This window comes from Mycobacterium sp. ACS1612 (assembly GCF_001667505.1).
Taxonomy (GTDB): Bacteria; Actinomycetota; Actinomycetes; order Mycobacteriales; family Mycobacteriaceae; genus Mycobacterium.
In genome coordinates, this window is record NZ_LZHZ01000022.1 from 80,043 (window position 1) to 101,436 (window position 21,394).

Below are 21,394 nucleotides of genomic sequence, written 5' to 3' on the forward strand. Positions count from 1 at the left end.
CGGCCTGGATATATCCAATTCGCCACCGGAGGATCAGACGAATGGGGCAGAAGAACCACGACTATTTGTTAAGCGCCGACTTGTTCGGTGCCGATGCCGAACGGGAACGCGCTCGCCTCAAGGGCATTGAAGCACTGTGGGATCCCGGCAGCCAATCTCTGTTAGCCGAACTCGGGTTGGGCTCTGAATGGCGCTGCCTGGAGGTTGGGGCGGGCGGTGGTTCATTGGTCAAATGGATGGCGGGACGGGGAGCGGCGGTGACGGCCGTCGACATTGATACGCGGTTCATCGAACATTTGGGGTCAGAGAACGTGGATATTCGCTGCCTCGACATCCGTACCGACGCGCTCCCTCCGGGCGAGTTCGACCTCATACACACGCGTCTCGTCCTTGAGCACCTTTGCAATCGCCAGCAGATCCTAGGTCGACTAGCAGCGACGTTAAGACCCGGAGGTTTAATCGTCATCGAAGCTCTCGACTGGAGCTATTTCAGCTGGGTGCCCGTTGTTCCGGCGTTAGATGCAATGAGCACGGCGGTCCTCGACTATGCGGAGCAGGCAGGCGGCCTCGACACCAGTTACGGCCGCCATCTGTTGACCGCCCTCAACGAAGCGGGTTTGGCAGACGTCCGTGGTCAGGGGCGCGCCCACGTCATCGACGTTTCGTGCCAGGGTTTCGACTTCTTCAAGCTCACAATCGAGAGCCTGCGGCAACAGCTCATCGATATCGACGCTCTATCCGAAGCCGAGGCCAAGACGGTTGATACGTGCCTGCGCGACAGGCACTTACGAATCAACACGCCCCTAATGATGGCAGGTATCGGTCGCCGGTAATGCTTGGCCGACCGAGAAATCGATTAGATATGGATGAGGGAATGCCATGACTCACTGCTTAGGGGTGAACGCGCAAGCCGATCACTTATGTCGGCGCGCCGCGGCACGGCCTTCATCCAGACAATGATGTCGTTGCACCGCCGGCACATGAAGCGTGATGCGGAGTCGGTGTATGACTCTGCCGGGCGCAAGCCGCTCTTCAGCCGGTGCATGGGGTGCGTATCGTCGTTACGCGTCACAAATGCGCCCGGCGATCAGCACGCAGGACCGTACTGTGCACTTGGCGATGTGACTGGGGCACTGGCGCATCGGAATTCATGAGAAATTCTATGGACACTATCAATGTGTCGGAGCGCAATGATCTGTCACCGCAGCAGAATCCGATCCGTAAAGATGCGCGCATTACGCCGTGCGCGCGCGCTCGCACAAGCTGGGCCGCGGTCAAACAATCGCGCACTGCGGCGGATTCCCTTCCGACGACCTCAACCAGGTCTGGCAAACAACCGGCGGATGGACCGCGTGCCAGCGGGCTGCCGGCTCTTGAGTGACAAATGAAAGGATGCACAATGTGTACGCGAATCCTTGCGATCGTGGGCAGTCTGCGGGTGGCCTCGTACAATCGTCAGCTCGCCGAGGCAGGTGTCAAGCTGGCACCAAAGGATATCGAGGTCGAGATCTTCGAAGGCCTGGGTGATGTGCCTTTCTACAACGAAGACATCGACCAGCCCGGAACCGTACCGTCGTCGGCCGACACACTGCGCGGCGCGGTGCGGTCAGCCGACGCGCTGCTGTTAGTGACGCCTGAATACAACGGGAGCCTGCCCCCCGCGCTCAAAAACGCCATCGACTGGACCTCGCGCCCCCAGCCTCGGGGAGCCATCTACCAAAAGCCGGTTGTCGTGATCGGAACCTCCGGCGGGCGTTACGGCGGGGCATGGGCTCACGACGACGCCCGCAAGGCGGCCCGCATCGCCGGTGCGACGGTACTCGACAATGTAGCCTTGACTGTGCCTCGTCCGGCGACCCGGTTCGCTGACAGCCCACCTGTATCTGACGAAGAAATAATCGCCAAAATGCCCGTGCTCCTGTCCGCTCTTGCCGCGGCGGCCAGGTCTCGAAAGCCAAACTGCTGAGGGAATTCGACGTCACAGCTTCTTTGTTGAGCCGCCATTGCGACATCGAGCCGACGGTTCGGCCGTTCCACCCTCCGGCCAGGCTGTTCATGAATCAGCAATCGTCCTCGTCGACTTGAATGAGTTGAAATTGCAGGCCAGGCAGGGCCATTGGATCTCGTTGGGCGGGCGCGCACGTGTTTGATCCCGGTCTGACCGTGGTGAGTACGAATAAGCTTGCAATGGCTTTGTATCCGCATCTTGGAGTCGGGGACGACGTCGTGCGCGCGTTGTTTTTCGACCCACAGATGCGAAGCTTTTACCGCAACTGGGAGAAGCTCACTGCGTGGACGGTTTCGTTCATCCGTGCCTTGCTCGGCCAACATCCCGACCCGGCGTTAACTGCCCTGATCGACGAGTTGACGGAGCGAAGCCCGCAGTTTCGACAGCTTTGGGCACGCCACGGTGTCACCCAGGAAGCTCTCGGGGTGCCGAAGACCGGCCATCGGTTCGTCGCTTACTGGGCTGAACCTGGATCCCCCTCCGAAGGCAGTCTTAGGCCCCTAGCCGATAGCTGATCCTGGCTGTCGAACAGCCAGGAAACATGCGTCCTGGATAGCCCCCGTCGGCTGCCGCAGTATGAAGTCATGAGTCTCAATGGTTACGCGGGATACCCTGACGAAGTTGCATCGGTGGTGAAGAGATTTTTAGGTTGCGTCGGAAAGCCCTGTGAGCGCGGCTGTCTGGCGATTCATCATTGTCGTCGGCAGCGGTGGCGAAGATCTTGCGTTTTGAACGCCCGCTGAATACCGCACGTCGCGATTCGGAACTCAGACTGTGCAATTCGGTGAAGTCGAGATTTCACGGCCAACTTTGTACTCGTCGGTGCCTTGGATCAAGCCTGACCCTCGCCTGCACGCCAAACCCGAATCAGCCTGACGGGAAACAAAATCTCAAACTCACCTTGGATTCACACGGGTGTCCATCACTGCTTCGGACCACGGCTGACGCGCCTCGAGGCTGAGATTGCGATCGGCCCCACACTTGAGCGGTTGAGGCGAATCGCTCCGGTCGACAATAGCTTCCCTCAGTTCAAACAACATCGCGGTGCATCGACTGACCACGCTCCTCGTCAGTCTCGGCACAGATTGCTGAACGACTCCGACCTAAAGAAGTTGTGACATCATGCTACGAAACCAAGTCCTGGCGCTCTTGCGCCGAGACCGCGAAAACCAGCATGTGGCCGCCGTTATCGGCTGCACGCTTGCGGCGGGCGCGACACCGACATTCATATGGGTCGCGCTTGTCGGGGATCTCCCCTTCATGTTCGGCGTCGGGGTGTTGGCGTTCGCCGTTACGTCAACACTGTCGTGGTATCAGAGTTTTCATCTCCATAGACCAGCCAAATACTGCGTCATTAGACCTGCTGTCGAGCAACAGGCAGACGCTATCCACCCTGACATCGCGTCTGATGCGGGCGAGGGCAACCGCAGCATATTCGTAGCGAAGTCGAGGCATCACGCTGATGCTTGATGGCTGGTCACAGTCTGTAGACGCCCACCCTCAGTTTCGAAAGGAATTCCAAATGGGGCTGCTCGACAACAAGGTTGCGTTCGTCACCGGCGCGGCGCGAGGAATGGGGCGTAGTCATGCCATCCGACTCGCTGAGGAAGGCGCGGATATCATCGCGATCGATCTTTGTGGGCAAATCGAATCCGTGCCGTATCAGATGGGCACCGTGGACGATCTAGAGCGGACAGCCAAAGCGGTCGAATCGCTTGGCCGCAAGATAGTTGTCCGAGCAGCCGATGTCCGTGATGTAGGGGCGTTGCAGCGTGTCGTGTCGGAAGGAACAGACTTCCTCGGCCCTATTAGCATCATCGTAGCTAATGCAGGGATCTCAGCGATCGGCACCACAGAGCCAAATGCCGATACGGTGTTCCGAAATGTCGTTGATGTCAACCTTTTTGGGGTATGGAATACCGTCGTGGCCGCCGTACCTAGCATGCGCAGCGCGGGCGACGGCGGAGCGGTCGTGCTGATCAGCTCTAGCCAGGGGCTCAAAGGCACTGGTGGGGACGGTACTGCTGCGAACGCCGGCTACGTCGCGGCGAAGCATGGTGTCGTGGGCCTGATGCGAACGTTCGCGCACTGGCTAGCTAAGGACAACATCAGAGTTAATACCGTGCATCCGACGGGGGTTGAAACACCGATGATCATGAATGAAGCGGTCAGCACCTACCTCGCGAACAACCCGGAAGTCGCATGCGCTTTGGTGAATTTGCTTCCCGTTCAGCTCGTCCAGCCCGCAGATATCAGCGACGCGGTTGTTTGGCTTGTGAGCGATCGCGCTAAATACGTTACAGGCGTGACTCTTCCGATCGATGCAGGATTCACCGCTCGCTAGGGTCTCCTCGTAGTCGAATACGACAACGCAGCCCTGAACAGACAAATGGAGAGCTGAGATGGCCGATACAGAATCGATCTTCACGCGAATCGACAGCATGGATCCCTCGTACTTCGCCGAGCTATTTGCGCAGGACGCTACCCTGACATTTGGCAACGGCGAGCCGATGGTCGGCCGCGACGCCATCGCGACAGGCAGCGCTATATTCTTCACGACTATCGCCGGCCTGCGTCATCGCATCATCAACCAATGGTTCGCTGAGCATGACACCATCGCTGAGACAGCGGTAACCTACACGCGCCACGATGGCAGAGAGGTGACCGTCCCTGCGGTGTCTATCTGGAGCGCCGCAGCGAATGGCTTGATCAGGGACTACCGGATTTTCGCCGACCTGACTCCGGTGTTCGGGTCGTAGCCCAGTCATCGGCGCACAAACGTACGGTCCACCGGCCTGTTTGGCTTCGCTCCTTACTTGCTCACGCCGCGGGTTGCGTCTCACCCAGTGCATGAGCGTGTTTCGGGGCCTGCGTGATCGTCCAGCGTCCCGCATGACAATAGGTCGTCGCGCTGACGTCGTCAAATCCCGAGAACGGAACCGCAGGTAACGAACGGGGGATTGAATGGGAATCAGGCGTAACGAACCGGCATTTCACCGGTTTGGGTCGTCGTCCAAGACACCAAAAGACTATCGCCGCTGCAGCGAACGACTACGGCATCGCGTAACACTCTGCTTTTCAAGCGAAAAGCGTTGATTGACATAGGTATCCGGATACCACGTGTCTCTAGGCATCGGCCTATACATGTCGGGCTTAGAAACCGGTTGTCGCAGTGCGGGTGTCCTGACACTTCCGCGGGCACTCGATCGGCGGTTGACCGCCTTGCAATTCGCACGGTGCCGCTTCAGACCTCCGGACGGGCCCAGCCGAATACGGCACCCATGGCGTCGGAGGCTGTGGATGCGTCTGCCCAGGTGGCTGATGTGCCGAGCGTAGCTCAATGCGGCGCCGCGGCAGCAACCCAAGGACCCCATTCGCGTGGTCGTCGTTCGACCCCATCTCCGCGACAACGCGGCACAGTTCCGACTCCGGCCTGTCCGGCCGAACTACTCGCTCTGATGGGCAGCGCCCGGTGTCAATAGGCGTCTTGCCGGGAATCGCTGGGTCTGACCCGCTTGACGACTGTCGTCACTGACGACCGCAGAGCGTCGGATTCGCGACGGTGTTCGCGTTTCCACCCACCCGTGGCCGGGCATATGAGGTGCATGAACAAGTTGGCCCGGCTGCGAGATGCGCAACGGCAGGTAGTCAAGATTCAGCGGCGTGTGTGGCTGGTCGAGGTTCTGATGTGGCCTGCGGCGATCGTCTCCGGTGTGCTGGCGGTCGGGGGTCTGCTGTACGTCCTGCGGCGCCGAACCCCAGAAGGGCGGCACGTGATGCCGGAGACCCCGGGTAGCCACGAGACCGGCACCGTGCACATCGAGCCCGACGGCAGCCTTTCCGCTGCGCCCTAGCACACCGCTATGAGGCGAACGCTTCCCTGATCTCCTTCGGGCCGAACGGCCACGTGTGCTCGGCCCTGGCGTAGATGAGGAATGCGATGGCGCCCAGAGCAATCCAGCCGATGGACAGCCCGATCGACAGCCAGCTGGCAGAGACATAGATGTACACCCACCCAGCCAGCGCAACGACGGTCGGTAGCGGGTACAGCCATTGACGGTATGGCCGGGGCAGATTCGGCTGCCGGCGCCGCAACACGATGATCGCCGCCACCTGCGCCAACGACTGGATGATGACCAGCGTCGCCACCGCCGCGTTGATGATGGTGGTCAGGGTGAAAAGTGAGCCGATGATCGTGATCACGCCCATCGTGAGGACACCGGCCGTCGGCAGTTTCAGCTTGGGATGCAACTGGCCGTAGACCGGCAGGAACACCTTGTCGCGAGCGGCTTCGAACGGGACGCGGGATCCGCCGAGCAGCCCGGCGAACACCGAGCCAACGGCCGCGACCACGATCAGCACGGTGATCACCTGCGCGGTGCCAGACCCCCACGCCTGCTCCAGCACTGTGGAGGCGACTGACGTCGCGTTCTTCAACTCCTCGAGCGGGACCGAGCCCAGCACGCCGATCTGCAGCAGGAAGTACAGGCTCATGATGCCGAGAATCGACAAGACAATCGAGCGAGGAATGGTGCGACCTGGTTCACGGACCTCCCCTGCGAGGTACGCCGTTGTGTTGTAGCCGAGGTAGTCGTAGATCGCGATGATCAAACCCGCGCCGAGACCGGCCCAGAACGTGCCATGAGCTCCGAATGCCCCAGGCGTGTAAGCGAATGCCTGCGTGCTGTTGAAGTGAGTGAACGCGGCGACGATGGTGCTGAGCACCGCGATCAGCATCACCACGAACAGCCCCGTCGTGAACTTGCCGATCTGGCCGATCTTGCGGAACAACGCCACCATGATCAGCAGCGTGATGCCGACACCGATGATCTTGCCGAGGCCCGTGTTGCCGTTGGAGTCCGTCACGCCGGGGATCAGATAACCCAGGTACTGCACCAGCCCGATGACACCTGTCGACATGATCAGCGGAATGAAAAGCACTGCACTCCAGACGAATAGGAACGGCATCAACCGCCCCGTTCGGTACTGGAACGCCTCACGCAAGTAGATGTAGGTCCCGCCCGCGCCTGGCATGGCCGCGCCGAGTTCGGCCCAGATCAGACCGTCAGCGAGCGCCACGATCGCGCCGATAACCCACCCGAACATCGCCTCGGGCCCGCCGAAGGTCGCGACCATCGCGGGGATGGTGACGAACGGACCGATACCGCACATCTGCGTCATGTTGATGGCCGTGGCCTGCACCGGCCCGATCTTGCGTTCGAGCGCCGGCTGCGGGGACACCGCCGCTGAGCTGAGGGATGAGGAACTCACGACGCCTCCTTAGTTTGTTAGGAAAGTTTCTTAACATACAATCGCCGGGTCTGGAAGAGTCGGCGTGGTAATTCGCTGCAACTGGAACGGAGACGGCCACGGTGGTGGGTCAAGCCGCGCCGCAGGCGGGCACGCCTGCGAGCATGCGCGCACTGAACCAGCGACTGGTGTTGGAGCGGCTCCGCGGGCATGGCGAGGCAACCCGTCCTCAGATCGCCAACGACACCGGACTGTCGAAACCGACTGTGGGCCAAGCGCTGTTGGACCTGGAGCAGCACGGCCTGGTACGTGCGATCGGTCGTAGCACATCAGGGCCGGGCCGGGCGGCGGTCATCTACCGAACCGCCCCCGACGCGGGGCACATTGTCGGTGTCGACATCGGACGACGCGTGATCCGCGTCGCGGTCGCAGACCTCGACGGGTCCGTCGTGAGCCGAGTCGACCAACCGAACAAGAGTCGTTCGGGCACTTCACTGCTGCGCACTGCGTGCACATCTGTCGAATGCGCCATCGCGGAAGCCGGCTTGACGCCGGACGACATCGTGGTGACTGTGGTTGGTACACCGGGCATTCCGGATCTCAGGACGGGTACCGTGCACAGGGCGCCGAACCTGCCAGGATGGGAGCGCAGAGGCCTGCTCGGCGAGTTGGTCGACGCGCTGAGCGCAGGCGGTTCAGAAGTGATCGTCGAGAACGATGCGAACCTCTCCGTGGTCGGTGAGCACGCGAGCGGCGCAGCGCAGGGCGTCGACGTGGTCGCGTGCCTGACCGTCGGCACCGGGATCGGAATGGGCTTGCTACTCAACGGGAAACTCTTCCGCGGCGCACACGGCGCGGCGGGCGAGATCGCCGATCTGCCGTTCGATCGGGTACCCGCGGGCGTTGTGCAACACCGTCCCGGCCCTGTGGAGACCGCGGCGGCGGCCGACGCCGTGGTGTCCGCCGCCAACGACGCCGGCCTGCGCGACGTGCAGTCAGCGAAGGCGGTCTTCGACCTGGCGCGACAAGGCGATGAGCTAGCTCTGCAAGTCGTCAGCGACGAAGCTTCCAAACTGGCACAGGTCGTTTCGATCGTCACCGTCGTGCTCGACCCCGGCGTGATCGTGTTGGCAGGCGGCATCGGCCGCAACGCCGATCTGTTGGCCGAACCGATGCGCCGCGAGTTGGCCGAGACGATTCCGGTGGTTCCTGACATCGTCGGAGGCCAGCTCGGCGAGGATGCTGTGCTGGTCGGCGCGATCGCCTCGGCGAAAGACACCGCATGGGACCTGGTCTTCAACCGCGTCGTGCGCCGGACAGCAAGCGAGGCCTGACCCCCTCCCTCGCGAGCGCCCGGGTTGGGGCCCGGGTCAGTCCAGGAAACCGTGCAGCAGCGCGGCCGAACCCGCGACGTGTGCCCGCATCGCCGCCGCCGCACCCTCGGCATCCGCTGCGAGGATCGCGACGACGATCGCCTCGTGCTGTTCGTCGGAGTGCGCGATGTTGCGCGGCAACAGCGGAATCTGGTCGAGCAACGCGTTGAGCCGCATCCGGTTCTCGGCCACCAGAGGAACCAGCGACGGCGAACCTGCCGCCTCCGCGATCGCCAGATGCAGTCGGGAGTCCAGCCGCCGATAGTCGTCCGGCGGCGCGCCGCGGACATCGGACAGTCGCGACCACAGCACCTCCCGTTCCGCGGCGGTCAGCGTGCGACTGGCCGCCATCCGCGCGGCGCCCACCTCGAGGATCTCGCGCAGGCGCAGCGCGTCGTCGATTTCCTCGCGGGAGACGCGCGGGACGTCGGTGTGCCGTGGCAGTTCGTCGGCCAGAAACGTGCCGCCGTACCGGCCGCGCCGCGACACCAGGTACCCGGCGTCGGCCAGCGACTTGATGGCCTCGCGCACCGTGTCGCGGCTGACGCCGAGCTTGGCTGCCAGTTCCCGTTCGGGCGGCAGCGATTCGCCGGGCTGCAGCACACCGAGCCTGATGGTCTGCAGCAGCCGTTCCACGGTGTCCTCGAACGGATTCCCGGGCCGCACCGGACGCAGCAATGCCTCACTCGCCAGCGGAACGTCCGGGTCGACCGACATCACATCGGCGTCACGTAGTGGCCGCTGATGCCGCCGTCGACCAGGAAGGTCGCACCGGTGATGAACGACGAGTCGTCGCTCGCCAGGAACGCCACTGCTGCGGCGAGTTCCTCGGGTTCGGCGAACCGGCCCATCGGGACGTGCACCAGACGGCGCGCGGCGCGCTCGGGATCCTTGGCGAACAACTCCTGCAGCAGCGGGGTGTTGACCGGCCCCGGGCACAGCGCGTTGACGCGAATACCGCTGCGCGCGTACTGGACTCCGAGCTCACGTGACATCGCCAGCACACCGCCCTTGGACGCCGTATAGGAGATCTGCGATGTCGCCGAGCCCATCACCGCAACGAACGACGCGGTGTTGATGATCGACCCCTTCTTGGCGGGCACCATGTGCCGCAGCGCCGCCCGGCACGACAGGTACACCGACTTGAGGTTGATGTCCTGCACCTGCTGCCAGGCAGGCAATTCGGTGGTCTCGATGACGTCGTCCTCGGGCGGCGAGATGCCCGCATTGTTGAATGCGATGTCGACGGAACCGTAGGAGTCGGCGGCCGTGTCGAACAGGTTGTCGACCGCCGCTTCGTCGGACACGTCAACGGGGACGAACAATCCGTCGAGTTCGTCCGCCGCGGCCTTGCCCGCCGTCGGGTCGATGTCACCGATCACGATCGTCGCGCCCTCGGCGTGCATGCGCCGCCCGGTGGCCAATCCGATTCCGCTGGCGCCGCCGGTGATGACCGCGACCTTGCCGGCCAGTCGTTGGGTCAGGTCCATCAGGCATCTCCGATCGCGTAGAAGACGTTCTTGGTTTCGGTGAAGGACAGCGGCGCGTCGGGGCCGAGTTCACGGCCAAGTCCCGACTGTTTGAAGCCGCCGAACGGCGTGTTGTAGCGCACCGACGAATGCGAATTCACCGACAGGTTGCCAGATTCCACCGCACGCGAGACGCGCAGCGCCCGCGACAGATTGTCGGTCCAGATCGACCCGGACAACCCGTACGGGGTGTCGTTGGCCAGCGTGATCGCGTCGGCCTCGTCGTCGAACGGCAGCACCGTCACCACCGGACCGAAGATCTCCTCGGTGACGGTGCGGTCGGTGCGCGACGGGGTCAGCACCGTCGGCGGGAACCAGTAGCCCGCACCCGACGGGGCATCACCGCGGAACGCGACGGGTGCGTCGTCGGGCACATAGGACGCGACCGTCTCCCAATGCGGCTTCGACACCAGCGGCCCCATCTCGGTGTCTTTGTTCCTCGGGTCACCGACCACCACACCCTTGACCGCCGGTTCGAGCAGCTCCATGAACCGGTCGTACACGTTGCGCTGCACCAGGATCCGGCTGCGCGCGCAGCAGTCCTGACCGGCGTTGTCGAACACACCGTACGGCGCGGTCGCCGCGGCCTTGGACAGGTCGCAGTCGTCGAACACGATGTTGGCGCTCTTGCCGCCCAACTCCAGGGTGACGCGTTTGACTTGCGCGGCCGCACCCGCCATCACGCGGGTGCCGACCTCGGTGGACCCGGTGAACACGATCTTGCGGACGTCGGGATGGCTGACGAAACGCTCCCCCACCACCGAGCCCTTACCGGGCAGCACCTGGAACAGGTCGGCGGGCAGACCGGCGTCCACCGCGAGTTCGCCGAGCCGGATCGTGGTCAGCGGCGTCCACTCGGCCGGTTTGACCAGTACCGCGTTTCCCGCCGCCAGCGCGGGCGCGAAGCCCCACGACGCGATCGTCATCGGGAAGTTCCACGGCGTGATGACACCGACGACGCCGAGCGGTTCGTTGAACGTGACGTCCAGGCCGCCAGCGACCGGAATCTGCTTGCCGGACAACCGTTCCGGGCTCGCGGAATAATACTGCAGCACGTCGCGGACGTGGCCCGCCTCCCATTCCGCGTTGCTGATCGGGTGCCCGGAGTTGGCGACCTCCAACTCCGCGAGCTCACCCACATGCGCATCGACCGTCGCGGCGAACGCCCGCAGCGCCGCCGCGCGCTCAGCGGGGGCGAGCGCCGCCCACTTTCGCTGTGCCGCCTTGGCGCGCGCGACCGCGTCGTCGACTTCGACCTCAGACGTCTGCTCGACCGTGCGCAGCACCTCTTCGGTCGCGGGGTTGATCACGTCAGATACAGTCACGCGTCCACTTTCTCCTTTGCATATGCCGCCGCCGCCTGCACCACCGCGGCGAACAGCCGTAGATCGTCAAGTCGTTCCTCGGGATGCCATTGCACGGCCAAAACGAAGTTGTCGCCGGGGATCTCGACGGCCTCGATCACGCCGTCGCTGTCCTGTGCACTGATGACCAGGCCCTCGCCGAGCCGGTCGATCGCCTGATGGTGGTAGCACTGCGCATCCGACGACTCGCCGATCAGCGACGCCAACCGGGTGCTCGGCACCGTGCGCACTGCCGACGTCGAGAACACCGCGTTGCCCTTCTGGTGATGCGTGTGGCCGATGACGTCGGGCAGGTGCTGATGCAGTGTGCCGCCGAGCGCGACGTTGATCACCTGCGCGCCGCGGCAGATGCCCAGCAGCGGCATACCGCGCCGGATGGCGCCATCGACCAACGCCAACTCCAGCGCGTCGCGCTGCCGGTTGTCCTCCACCGCCTCGTCGGTGGCCGGATGCGGTTGCTGTCCATAGCTTTCGGGGGTGACGTCCCGGCCGCCGGTGATGATCAGCCCGTCCAGCCCGTCGAGGATCCGCGAGGCGATGTCGGCGTCCACCGGTTGCGGCGGCAGCAGTGTGGCGATTCCACCGGCGAGGTTGACCCCTTCGAAGTAGATCGCGGGCAGAAAGCTGGCGCGCACATCCCACACCCCGGTCTGCGCCTGCTGCAGATAGGTGGTGAGTCCGATGACAGGTCTAGAGCCGTTCAAAGCCGCGCACCCTTTCCCAATCCGTCACCGCGCTGTTGTACGCGTTGAGTTCCACCCGCGCGTTGTTCAAGTAGTGCTCGACCACGTCGTCGCCGAAGGCCTCCCGCGCCACCTCGGACTTCGAGAACAGCGCCGCCGCTTCGGCCAATGTGGTCGGCAGCCGCTCCGCGCCGGACGTATAGGCGTTGCCCTCCAACGCTTCCGGCAGCTCCAACTCGCGTTCGATACCGTAGAGACCGCCCGCGATCAGCGCCGACACCGCGAGGTACTGGTTCACATCGCCGCCGGGCGCCCGGTTCTCCATCCGCATGCCGTGTCCGTGGCCGACGACCCGCAGCGCGCACGTCCGGTTGTCAAGGCCCCACGCGATCGCCGTCGGCGCGAAGCTGCCCTCGACGAACCGCTTGTAGGAGTTGATGTTCGGCGCGTATAACAGCGTCAGCTCCCGCATGGTCGCCAGCTGCCCGGCGATGAAGCTGCGGAACATCGGCGACATGCCGAGCTCGTCATCCTTGTCGGCGAACACCGGAACACCTGGCCGGCCCTCTTTGTCAATGCCACGCAGCGAGATGTGGATGTGGCAGCTGTTGCCCTCGCGCTCATCGAATTTCGCCATGAACGTCAGGCTCTTGCCGTGTTTGTCGGCGATCTCCTTGGCGCCGTTCTTGTAGATCGTGTGGTTGTCGCACGTGACCCGCGCATGGTCGTAGCGAAACGCGATCTCCTGCTGGCCGTAGTTGCACTCGCCCTTGACGCCCTCGCAGTACATGCCCGCGCCGTCCATGCCCAGCCGGATGTCGCGCAGCAGCGGCTCCATCCGCGTCGACGCGAGCATCGCGTAGTCGACGTTGTAGTCGGTGGCAGGCGTCAGGCCGCGGTAGCCCTTCGCCCATGCCTCGCGGAAGCCGTCGTCGAACACCATGAACTCCAACTCGGTGCCGACGTAGGGCACCAGACCGTTCTCGGCGAGCCGGTCGATCTGACGGTTCAGGATGCTGCGCGGCGCCTGGGTCACCGGATTCCCGTCGGTCCAGGACAGATCCGCCATCACCATGGCGGTGCCCGGTAGCCACGGCAGCAGCCGCAGGGTGTCGAAGTCGGGCGTCATCACCATGTCTCCGTAGCCGGTCTCCCAGCTCGAGATCGCGTAGCCGTCGACCGTGTTCATGTCGACGTCGACGGCGAGCAGGTAGTTACAGCACTCCGCGCCGTGCGCGGCGACGTCCTCGACGAACAGCCGGGCCGATACCCGCTTACCGGTCAGCCTGCCCTGCATGTCGCAGAACGCGACGATGACGGTGTCGATGTCGCCCGCTGCTACCAGCGACTCGAGTTCTGATTGCGACAGCATGCCAGTCATGACGAGAAGTCAACCATTGGAAACGGCATCCCGCCTGCCTCACCTTGGACATTTACCAAATTCTCACTCTAAAGGTAGGTTACCCGACCAATAGAATTCAACCTAGGCCGTCGAGGCCCGCAGACCGGCCGCCTTACGGTTGATCCGCACGTCGAAGGCTTCGGACACGTGCCACTCCCGCGACAGCATCACCGGCGTGCCGTCGCGGCCGTAGTCGATCTCCTCGATGTACAGCAGCGGCCTGCCCCGCCGGATCCCGAGCACCTTCGCGGTGTGGCTGGTGCTGGCGACCGCCCGCAGCGTCGCGGTCGCATGGTCGGCGGCGTGACCGCAGGAGCTGAGCAACGCGAACAGCGACGGGTCCAGATCGCTCAGATCGAGGCCGGGGCGCAACAGCCGGGCCGGGATGCGATCGAGTGAGTAGATCACCGGTTGGTCGTCGGCGGTACGCACTCGTTCGACCGCCAACACGGTCTCACCGGCTTCGAGGTGCAGCGCCGCGTCGTCCGCACCGCTCTGTTCGAAAGCGGCCGCGAGAACCCGCATCCCGGCGCGCGCGCCCGCCGTCTCGATCATCGCGAGGTAGCTCAGCGTCGAGTCCAAGCCGTGTGGCATTCTGCGACGCTCGGTGACGTAACTGCCCGAACCACGACGACGCGTGACGTACCCAGCCTCCACCAAACCGCGCACCGCTTCCCGCACCGTCGCGCGAGATACCTTGAACCGCTTGGCGAGTTCGCCCTCAGTCGGCAACTTCGCTCCCGGCGGCAACTGCGCACCGGAGATTTCCGCCAGCAGCTCGTCACGCAACCGGTCGGCAAGCAGGGTTCGGCCGGACACGTTGAAAAGCCTACGTCCGGCTGGTCCCGGCGGCGTCGGCGGTGGCCGCCGCAAGGACACCGCGCACCTGATCGGGCACCGACGGCGCGCCGGGCAACAGGCCGTCGAATATCGCGCTGCCGATGGTGAACCCCCACGCGCCTGCCTCCCGAACGGCCAGCACACGGTCGATGCTTGCGATCGACCCCGCCACGATCACCGGGCCGCGCGAGCGCGCGACCACCGCACGGATCAACGCCTCGTGATCGGCGGTCGGATGACGGTACGCCAACAGGTCCAGTCCGCTGACATGGTCCATCGCCGTGATCTTTTCGGCGTCTGACGCGATGTCGTCGATGCTGCCCAGCAGCACGCTCGGATGGTCGACGACCCGTCCCGGGAACGGGCAGTAGCGCACGGTGTCGGGCAGGATGTCGGCCCCCTCGGCGGCGTGGGTGCCGCCGAGCACCCAGTCGACGCCGGCCGCGGCCGCCGCACGCAGCGACGCCAACTCGTCCTCTTCACTGGTCGACACCACTTCCAGCATCACCTCGAAACCGGCGTCGTGGGCCAGCGCCGTCAACGCCCGCTGTCGCGGTGCGTCGGCGCCGACATCTTTGAACCCGATGTACCGCAACCCGGTGTCTGCCAGTTGCGGCACGACATCGGCGGCGTGCTCGACGGTCCTGTCGCCGTGGGTCAGCATGAACACGAAGTTGGACACGGCAGCGCTCCTATCCGGTTGCGTTGGCGGCGTCGGCCACGATCGACCGCGCCGTGTCGTCCGACCACACGCCGAGAAGGTCGGCGAGGTCGGTGATCGAAATCCGTTCGCGCAGCAGATGCGAATTCCGCAGCGCCCAGAACAACAACTCGTCGTCGTACCCGTCGCCGAGGTCCTGCGCCCGGCTCGGCAACCCGCTGGCTCTGCCGATCTCGTCGAATTCCTCCGGCGAGGCCAGCACCAGCGACCGCGAGAACGAGTCCCACTCGGAAATCACCGTTTCGACCGCGGATCGGTGCGCCAGCAACCAGTCGCGCTTGGCCGAATACGCCGTCCAGCATTCCTCGGCCGTCTGCGGGTCGAAGTCGGCGAATGCGCGTGCAACGGCTTCGCGGCTCGTCGTCTCTTCTGGAACCTGCACCTTCGCGTCGCCGGAGCGGATCGTGGCGTCCACCAGTTGCCACACCCGCACCGCGAGCCGGGTCGCGACCGTGACCTGCATTCCGTGGGCGGCAGCCGGCCTGCCCTGGCGGCCGCGCGCCATCTCCATCAGATGCGACACCGCGTGCTCGGTGCCCGACGCGGGCGCCGTCGACCCGACGATGCCCATCGACAGCCCGCTGACCGCCAGCAGCCTTGCCAGGTCGGCGATTCCGTCAGGTTCGGCGTCGCGTGCCGCACGGGCAAGCGCGGGCAGTGCCTGCCCGGCGGCGAGCACGTCGTCGACGACGGGCGCGTTGTACGGCGGGCCGTGCCCGAGCCGGGCAGCCAACCGCCACTCGGCCACCGCGTTGGGGACCGTCGAAAGGTCGCCCACCCCAGCCAGATTCAACTGCCAGGGGGCGGCCGCCAGAATGTCGGTGTCGGCCACCAGCACGTCGGGCCACCGCGACTGCACGGTGCGCTTCGCACCCGCGATCACCAGCACGCTGCGGTCTGCGATGAAACCGTTGATGCTGCACGCGGTCTGGACCGCGACGTGGTGGTTGCCGCTGCGTTGCGCGGCGACCTTCGCGATATCGGTGAGCGTGCCCGATCCGACGGAGATCAGCAGCCGGTGCTCGCCGACCTCGCCGACGGCCCGGTCGACAGTCTCCTCGTCGGCCCTGACCGTTCCGGTGCCGAGTTGCACAACGCGGCAGCCGAGGTGGTTCGCGAGCCGATCAACCACCGGCCCGTTCGAGGTGCGGTACGGTCCGCCGTCGCTGAGGATCAACGGCTCCCTGCCGACGAACCTGTCGACGCTGTCGGCGACTGCGCTGTCCAACACCGATTTTCCGATCCGGACATCGACGTGGGGCAGCCGGTCTTGACCGGCGGCGCGCAGATCGGCCAGCAGCGTCGCCGGGTCGGGAACGGTGATCATCCCAGCGCCGATTCGACAGCGTCGAACGCGGCCAGGTAGCGCTGGTAGGCCTCCGCGTAGGTCTTGCACGCCTCCGGGTCGGGTTCGATCGCGCTGGGGGCGAGTCGGACAGCGCTCGACGCCGCGGTGAAGTCGGCGAAGAACCCGGTGCCGACGCCTGCGACCATGGCGGCGCCCACCGCGGTGGCCTCCTTCGTCAGCACCCGGCGCACCGGCCTGCCCAGCACGCTGGCTTTGATCGTCGCCCACAGGTTGTCGCGCGCACCCCCGCCGACGATGCGGACCTCGCCCCGGCCCAGCCCCATCGCGTCGAGTCGTTCGATGATGTCGCGCAACGCGTATGCACATCCCTCGAGCACCGCCCGAGCGATGTGCGCCGGGGTGTGGTTCATCGCCAGGCCGAGCAGCCCACCCCGCATCTTGTCGTTCCACCGCGGCGCCGTCGCCCCGGACAGCGCGGGCAGGAACAGCACCCCTTCACTGGCCGCGGGCGCTGTGCAGGCCAACGGGAAGACGTCGGCCTGCGGCACCCCGAGCAGCCCGGCGAGCCAGAGAGTGCTTCCGCCGCTGACGAATCCGGGATTCTCGATCAGCCAGGCGCCCGGCACCGCATGACCGTGCGTCTCGACGAGGCCCAGCGGGTCGCGCACCGGAGCGTCGGACGCCGTGGTCACCGGTTCGGCGGTGCCGGTGACGTCGACGACCACACCGGACTCGATCGCGCCTGCGCCCACCGACGCGGCGTGCTCGTCACCGGTGCCGACGACGACCTCGCATGCCGAGGACAACCCGAACTCCGCAGCCACGTCCGGCAAAAGCGTGCCTGCCACATCGGTGGACCTGCGCACCGGCGGGAACATTGACGGATCCAGCTCTGCTGCGGTGCACAGCATTTCGTCGAAGTCACCGCGGGTGACGTCGTACACCATGGTCGACGACGCGTTGGCGGCGTCCTGGGCGTGGGTACCGGTCAGGTGGTGCAGCAGATACGACCCGACGGGCGTCAGCGTCGCCGTGCGCTGCCACACCGAGGGTTCGTGGTCGCGGATCCACATCATCTTCGGTGCGCTGTGCGAGGCATCGGCGACCAGGCCCGTCCGCTCGGCCAGCGCGTCGGCGCCGACCGCGGCCACCAGTCGGTCGCACTGCTCGGTGGCCCGCTTGTCCAGCCAGATGATCGCCCGTCGCAGCGCCGCGCCGTCGGCATCGCAGGCGACCACGCCGTCGACCTGGCTGCCGAGGCCGATCGCCTTCACCCTGGACGAATCGACCTCGGCCGTCGCCGCGCACACGGCGTCTCGCAGTGCGATGCAATACCTTTGCGGATCCTGCTCGGCCCAGCCGTCGTGCGCATGGGTCATGTACAGGGCGGCCGCGCCGGCGGAGACCACGTCGCCACTCTCGTCGACGAGGACGACCTTGATGCTCTGCGAGCCGACGTCGACTCCCAGTACCAGGGACACGGCATGCCTCAGCTCACGCTGACGTGGACTTCGTGTCGTCAGTTTTGATCTCGGTCGCCGACATCGCGCCGTAGCCCTCCTTGTCGAGATTCACGCCGTATTGCCCGTGCGACAGCGCGAACTCTTCTTCAGGGGAGAGCACCAGCTTGTGCCTGCCCACGATCGCGAAGTAGAGCAGGCCGATCACGAAGTAGATCAATGTTCCAACCACACCAGGCCGGTAGTCGGCGTTGAAGAACAGCGACACCAGCGCGACGAGCGCAATGAAGCCGGCGACGGCGGCGCCACCGACGCCCCACGGACTGCGGTACGGCCGTTCGATGTTCGGCAGTTTGCGCCGCAGCATGATGAACGACAGGCACTGCATGAAATAGGAGATCACCGCGCCGAACACGGCCATGTACAGCAGCGCGCCGACGACCTTTCCGGCGAGCGCGTTCTCACTCTGGCCGAGCAGGTACATCAGCCACACGAGCAGGAACCCGACCACCGCGCCGGCAATCAGCGCGACGTACGGGGTGTGCCGTTTCGGATGGGTGATCGACAGCACCTGCGGGAAATAGCCGGCGCGAGAGAGCGAATAGGTGTTGCGCCCATAGGCGTAGATGATCGTGAAGAAGCTCGCGATCAGCCCGATCAAACCGATGGTGGCCAGGATCGCGGCACCGGTGCCGTCGCCGAACACCGCCTTGAACCCGTCGAACAACGGGGTGGCCGAGGTGCCGATGGCCTGTGCGCCGCCCCCGACTCCGGTGTTCAGGAACAGGGTCAGCACCGCGAACAGCACCAGCGTGTTCAGGCCCCAGATCGTCGCCCGCGGGATGTCCCGCTTCGGATCGTGTGATTCCTCAGCGGCCAGCGGCAGTTCCTCGATCGCCAGATAGAACCAGATCGCGAACGGCAGGGCGGGGAAGATTCCCGCGATGCCCTTTGGCAGGAAGCTGCTGCCGCCCTCCTCCGGCGGGATGTTGGTCAGCAGGCTGAAGTCGAACTTGCCCGAGAAAAGCACTGCGAGATAGAAGAATCCGAGGATCGCGAGCGCCGACACCGTGATCACCACGGTGAAGCGCATGGTGATCTCGATGCCCATGATGTTGATGCCGACGAAGATGATGTAGAACACCGCGGCCCACAGCACGGGGCTGTTCCACCACCCGTCGGCCGCGACGAGCTCGACCACGATGTCGTGAGACAAGAATCCCATCGCGCTCACCACCACCGCAGGGGTGATGACGTACTCCATGTTCTCGGCGAGGCCGGTGATGAAGCCGCCCCACGGCCCCATCGCCGACCGCGAGAACGAGTACGCGCCGCCTGTGTGCGGCAGCGCAGGCGACATCTCGGCGATGCTGTAGCACAGGCCGTAATACATCACCGTGATGATCAGGCCCGCGATCAGCAGGCCGCCGAAGCCGCCGGCGTCCAGGCCGACATTCCAGCCGTAGAAGTCCCCCGAGATGACTGCGCCGACACCGAGCGCCCACAGCGACCAGAACGCGGCATGCCTGCGCAGCTTGCGCCGCTCGAAATAACCGTGTTCTGCGTCCCGATAGGTGACCGATCCGACCGCCCGCTTGTTCTCCGCCATGGCGCCCTCCTTGGCAATTTGGCGCAAGTTGTCAGACAACTTGGACAATAATGAGAGCGAATGCACACGTCAATATCGGCAAGGAGACGGTTCGAAAACAGCGGAAACGCCAGCTAGTCGACCCGCGAATGGTCTCGTGGGGAAGTTTTACGCGGCCGTCATCTCCAAAGGTAGGACGCCAGACCAATAGCGGCCTATTGTCCCTAGGGAACCTGCTTTGTCCATTCCCCGAAGGAGAACAGTCGTGCCAGAGGGCCATGAGCATTTGAACGAAGACGAGCAGCATCTCGCCAAGCTCGGTTATGTGCAGGAGTTGCACAGGTCCTGGTCGGGCTTCTCCAACTTCGCCATTTCGTTTTCGATCATCTCGATCCTGGCGGGCTGCTTCACCTCGTTCGGACTGGGTTGGAACAACGGCGGCCCAGCCGCGATCGCCTGGGGCTGGCCACTCATCTCGGTCTTCATCCTGATCACCGGCCTGTGCATGTCCGAGCTCGTTTCGGCGTTTCCGACATCCGGCGGAATCTATTGGTGGGCAAGCAAACTCGGCGGCGTCAAGGCCGGGTTCTATACCGGCTGGCTGAACCTGATCGGGTTGATCGCGATCCTGGCGTCCGTGGCCTACGGCTGCGCGACGTTCCTGGACCTCACGTTGGGCACCTTCAGTGAGACCTGGCTGGCCGGCTACAGCTTGACCCGGACGTTCTATCTGTTCGTCGCCATCCTCGCGATATCCGCCATCATCAACATCTTCTCCAGCCACCTGCTGGCCATCATCAACAACATCTCGGTGTGGTGGCACGTCGCAGGTGCGGCGGTGGTGATCGTGCTGTTGTGGGTGCTGCCCGACCAACACGCCAGCTTCAGTGACGTCTTCGCCAAGACCATCAACAACAGCGGCATGTTCGGTGGCTCGACGTCGGGTTGGGGCTTTTTGTTCTTCGTGCTCCCGATCGCCGCGATCCTGACGCAGTACACGATCACCGGTTACGACGCGTCAGCCCATCTGTCAGAGGAGACCAAGAGTGCGGCCAACGCGGCGGCGAAGGGCATCTGGCAGTCGATCTTCTACTCGGCGATCGGCGGCTGGATCCTGTTGTTGTCGTTCCTGTTCGCGGTCCAGGACGCCGACGGCGTGTCCAAAGGCGGCGGCGCGGTGGTCACCATCTTCACGCAGGCGATGAGCGCGAAGTGGGTGGCGTTGATCCTGCTCATCTCCACCGCGGGTCAGTTCTTCTGCACCACCGCGTGCCAGACCAGCGCGTCGCGGATGCTGTTCGCGTTCAGCCGCGACCGCGCGGTCCCCGGTCACCAACTCTGGTCGGCGGTCAACAAGAACCGGGTGCCAGCCAACGGTGTGATCGTGACCGCTGTGCTTGCGGCGGTCATCACACTGCCCGCTCTCGTCAAGGTCGACATCAACGGTGCACCCGTTCCGGTCGCATTCTTCGCGGTGGTTTCGATCGGCGTCGTCGGGTTGTACCTGTGCTTCGCGGTGCCGATCTATTACCGCTGGAAGGCGGGCGACTCGTTCGAGCAGGGCAGCTGGAATCTGGGCCGCCATTGGAAGTGGATGGCGCCGGTGGCCATTGCCGAAATTCTCATCACGTCTGCAATCGCGATGTTCCCGACGTCGTCGGGTGGCGTGCCGTGGGGTGACGCCTTCGAGTGGAAGTACGTGAACTACACCCCGCTGTTGGTCGGCGGGGTGGTGATCCTGTTGTGGATCTACTGGCACGCCTCGGTGAAGAACTGGTTCACCGGGCCGATCAAGCAGGTCGACGAGACGGGCGAGGAGTTGGAAGGCGTCTCCTAGCCGATTCACAGGCGCACGTTTAGCCCCATC

General features: G+C 64.5%; 19 protein-coding genes. 8 read left to right on the plus strand and 11 right to left on the minus strand.

What is annotated here, in order from left to right:
- Positions 1–41: 41 nt before the first annotated feature.
- The 6 genes from A5724_RS08930 (at position 42) to A5724_RS08960 (ending at position 5,862) form a co-directional block, all read left to right on the plus strand.
- The gene (locus tag A5724_RS08930; protein ID WP_067799477.1) at positions 42–833 is read left to right on the plus strand and encodes a bifunctional 2-polyprenyl-6-hydroxyphenol methylase/3-demethylubiquinol 3-O-methyltransferase UbiG; all 792 of its coding nucleotides are present in this window, start codon (positions 42–44) and stop codon (positions 831–833) included.
- Between the two features lie 566 nt (positions 834–1,399).
- On the plus strand, positions 1,400–1,966 hold the full coding sequence (locus A5724_RS08935) for an NAD(P)H-dependent oxidoreductase (protein ID WP_067799479.1): 567 nt from the start codon (positions 1,400–1,402) through the stop codon (positions 1,964–1,966).
- A gap of 176 nt (positions 1,967–2,142) precedes the next feature.
- On the plus strand, positions 2,143–2,523 hold the full coding sequence (locus tag A5724_RS08940) for a hypothetical protein (protein ID WP_156752202.1): 381 nt from the start codon (positions 2,143–2,145) through the stop codon (positions 2,521–2,523).
- 1,007 nt (positions 2,524–3,530) lie between these two features.
- Complete coding sequence (locus tag A5724_RS08950) at positions 3,531–4,352, plus strand: mycofactocin-coupled SDR family oxidoreductase (protein WP_067799489.1); 822 nt, start codon at positions 3,531–3,533, stop codon at positions 4,350–4,352.
- Positions 4,353–4,410: 58 nt separating this feature from the next.
- Complete coding sequence (locus tag A5724_RS08955; RefSeq protein ID WP_067799491.1) at positions 4,411–4,767, plus strand: nuclear transport factor 2 family protein; 357 nt, start codon at positions 4,411–4,413, stop codon at positions 4,765–4,767.
- Positions 4,768–5,613: 846 nt separating this feature from the next.
- Complete coding sequence (locus A5724_RS08960) at positions 5,614–5,862, plus strand: hypothetical protein (protein ID WP_067799494.1); 249 nt, start codon at positions 5,614–5,616, stop codon at positions 5,860–5,862.
- 7 nt (positions 5,863–5,869) lie between these two features.
- Here the strand turns inward: A5724_RS08960 and A5724_RS08965 are convergent, their stop codons facing one another.
- Complete coding sequence (locus tag A5724_RS08965) at positions 5,870–7,279, minus strand: APC family permease (protein WP_067799497.1); 1,410 nt, start codon at positions 7,277–7,279, stop codon at positions 5,870–5,872.
- Between the two features lie 101 nt (positions 7,280–7,380).
- On the opposite strand from A5724_RS08965, the gene A5724_RS08970 reads away from it, so the two are divergent.
- A complete protein-coding gene (locus A5724_RS08970; protein WP_197518594.1) occupies positions 7,381–8,592 on the plus strand; it encodes an ROK family transcriptional regulator in 1,212 nt (403 codons plus the stop codon).
- Between the two features lie 36 nt (positions 8,593–8,628).
- Here the strand turns inward: A5724_RS08970 and A5724_RS08975 are convergent, their stop codons facing one another.
- From A5724_RS08975 to A5724_RS09020, 10 genes are all read right to left on the minus strand, one after another.
- Entirely contained in the window at positions 8,629–9,348 is a 720-nt protein-coding gene (locus tag A5724_RS08975) for a FadR/GntR family transcriptional regulator (RefSeq protein WP_067799824.1), read from the minus strand.
- Positions 9,348–10,124, minus strand: a complete 777-nt coding sequence (locus A5724_RS08980; RefSeq protein WP_197518598.1) for a 3-oxoacyl-ACP reductase — start codon at positions 10,122–10,124, stop codon at positions 9,348–9,350. Before A5724_RS08980 ends, A5724_RS08975 begins: the two co-directional genes overlap by 1 nt.
- Complete coding sequence (locus tag A5724_RS08985) at positions 10,121–11,485, minus strand: aldehyde dehydrogenase (RefSeq protein WP_067799503.1); 1,365 nt, start codon at positions 11,483–11,485, stop codon at positions 10,121–10,123. Before A5724_RS08985 ends, A5724_RS08980 begins: the two co-directional genes overlap by 4 nt.
- Positions 11,482–12,228: a gamma-glutamyl-gamma-aminobutyrate hydrolase family protein gene (locus tag A5724_RS08990; protein WP_067799506.1), complete on the minus strand. Its 747-nt coding sequence runs from the start codon at positions 12,226–12,228 to the stop codon at positions 11,482–11,484. Before A5724_RS08990 ends, A5724_RS08985 begins: the two co-directional genes overlap by 4 nt.
- Entirely contained in the window at positions 12,215–13,588 is a 1,374-nt protein-coding gene (locus A5724_RS08995) for a glutamine synthetase family protein (protein WP_067799509.1), read from the minus strand. The genes A5724_RS08990 and A5724_RS08995 overlap by 14 nt, the downstream gene beginning before the upstream one ends.
- A 102-nt stretch (positions 13,589–13,690) precedes the next feature.
- Entirely contained in the window at positions 13,691–14,428 is a 738-nt protein-coding gene (locus tag A5724_RS09000; protein ID WP_067799512.1) for a GntR family transcriptional regulator, read from the minus strand.
- Positions 14,429–14,438: 10 nt separating this feature from the next.
- The gene (locus tag A5724_RS09005) at positions 14,439–15,131 is read right to left on the minus strand and encodes a 1-(5-phosphoribosyl)-5-((5-phosphoribosylamino)methylideneamino)imidazole-4-carboxamide isomerase (protein WP_082964930.1); all 693 of its coding nucleotides are present in this window, start codon (positions 15,129–15,131) and stop codon (positions 14,439–14,441) included.
- 10 nt (positions 15,132–15,141) lie between these two features.
- Positions 15,142–16,497: an iron-containing alcohol dehydrogenase gene (locus A5724_RS09010; protein ID WP_067799515.1), complete on the minus strand. Its 1,356-nt coding sequence runs from the start codon at positions 16,495–16,497 to the stop codon at positions 15,142–15,144.
- The gene (locus A5724_RS09015; protein WP_067799518.1) at positions 16,494–17,960 is read right to left on the minus strand and encodes an FGGY-family carbohydrate kinase; all 1,467 of its coding nucleotides are present in this window, start codon (positions 17,958–17,960) and stop codon (positions 16,494–16,496) included. Before A5724_RS09015 ends, A5724_RS09010 begins: the two co-directional genes overlap by 4 nt.
- A 13-nt stretch (positions 17,961–17,973) precedes the next feature.
- The gene (locus tag A5724_RS09020; RefSeq protein ID WP_067799830.1) at positions 17,974–19,548 is read right to left on the minus strand and encodes an amino acid permease; all 1,575 of its coding nucleotides are present in this window, start codon (positions 19,546–19,548) and stop codon (positions 17,974–17,976) included.
- Positions 19,549–19,792: 244 nt separating this feature from the next.
- Here A5724_RS09020 and A5724_RS09025 point away from each other — a divergent pair, with 244 nt between their 5' ends.
- A complete protein-coding gene (locus A5724_RS09025) occupies positions 19,793–21,364 on the plus strand; it encodes an amino acid permease (protein WP_067799521.1) in 1,572 nt (523 codons plus the stop codon).
- Positions 21,365–21,394: the final 30 nt, after the last annotated feature.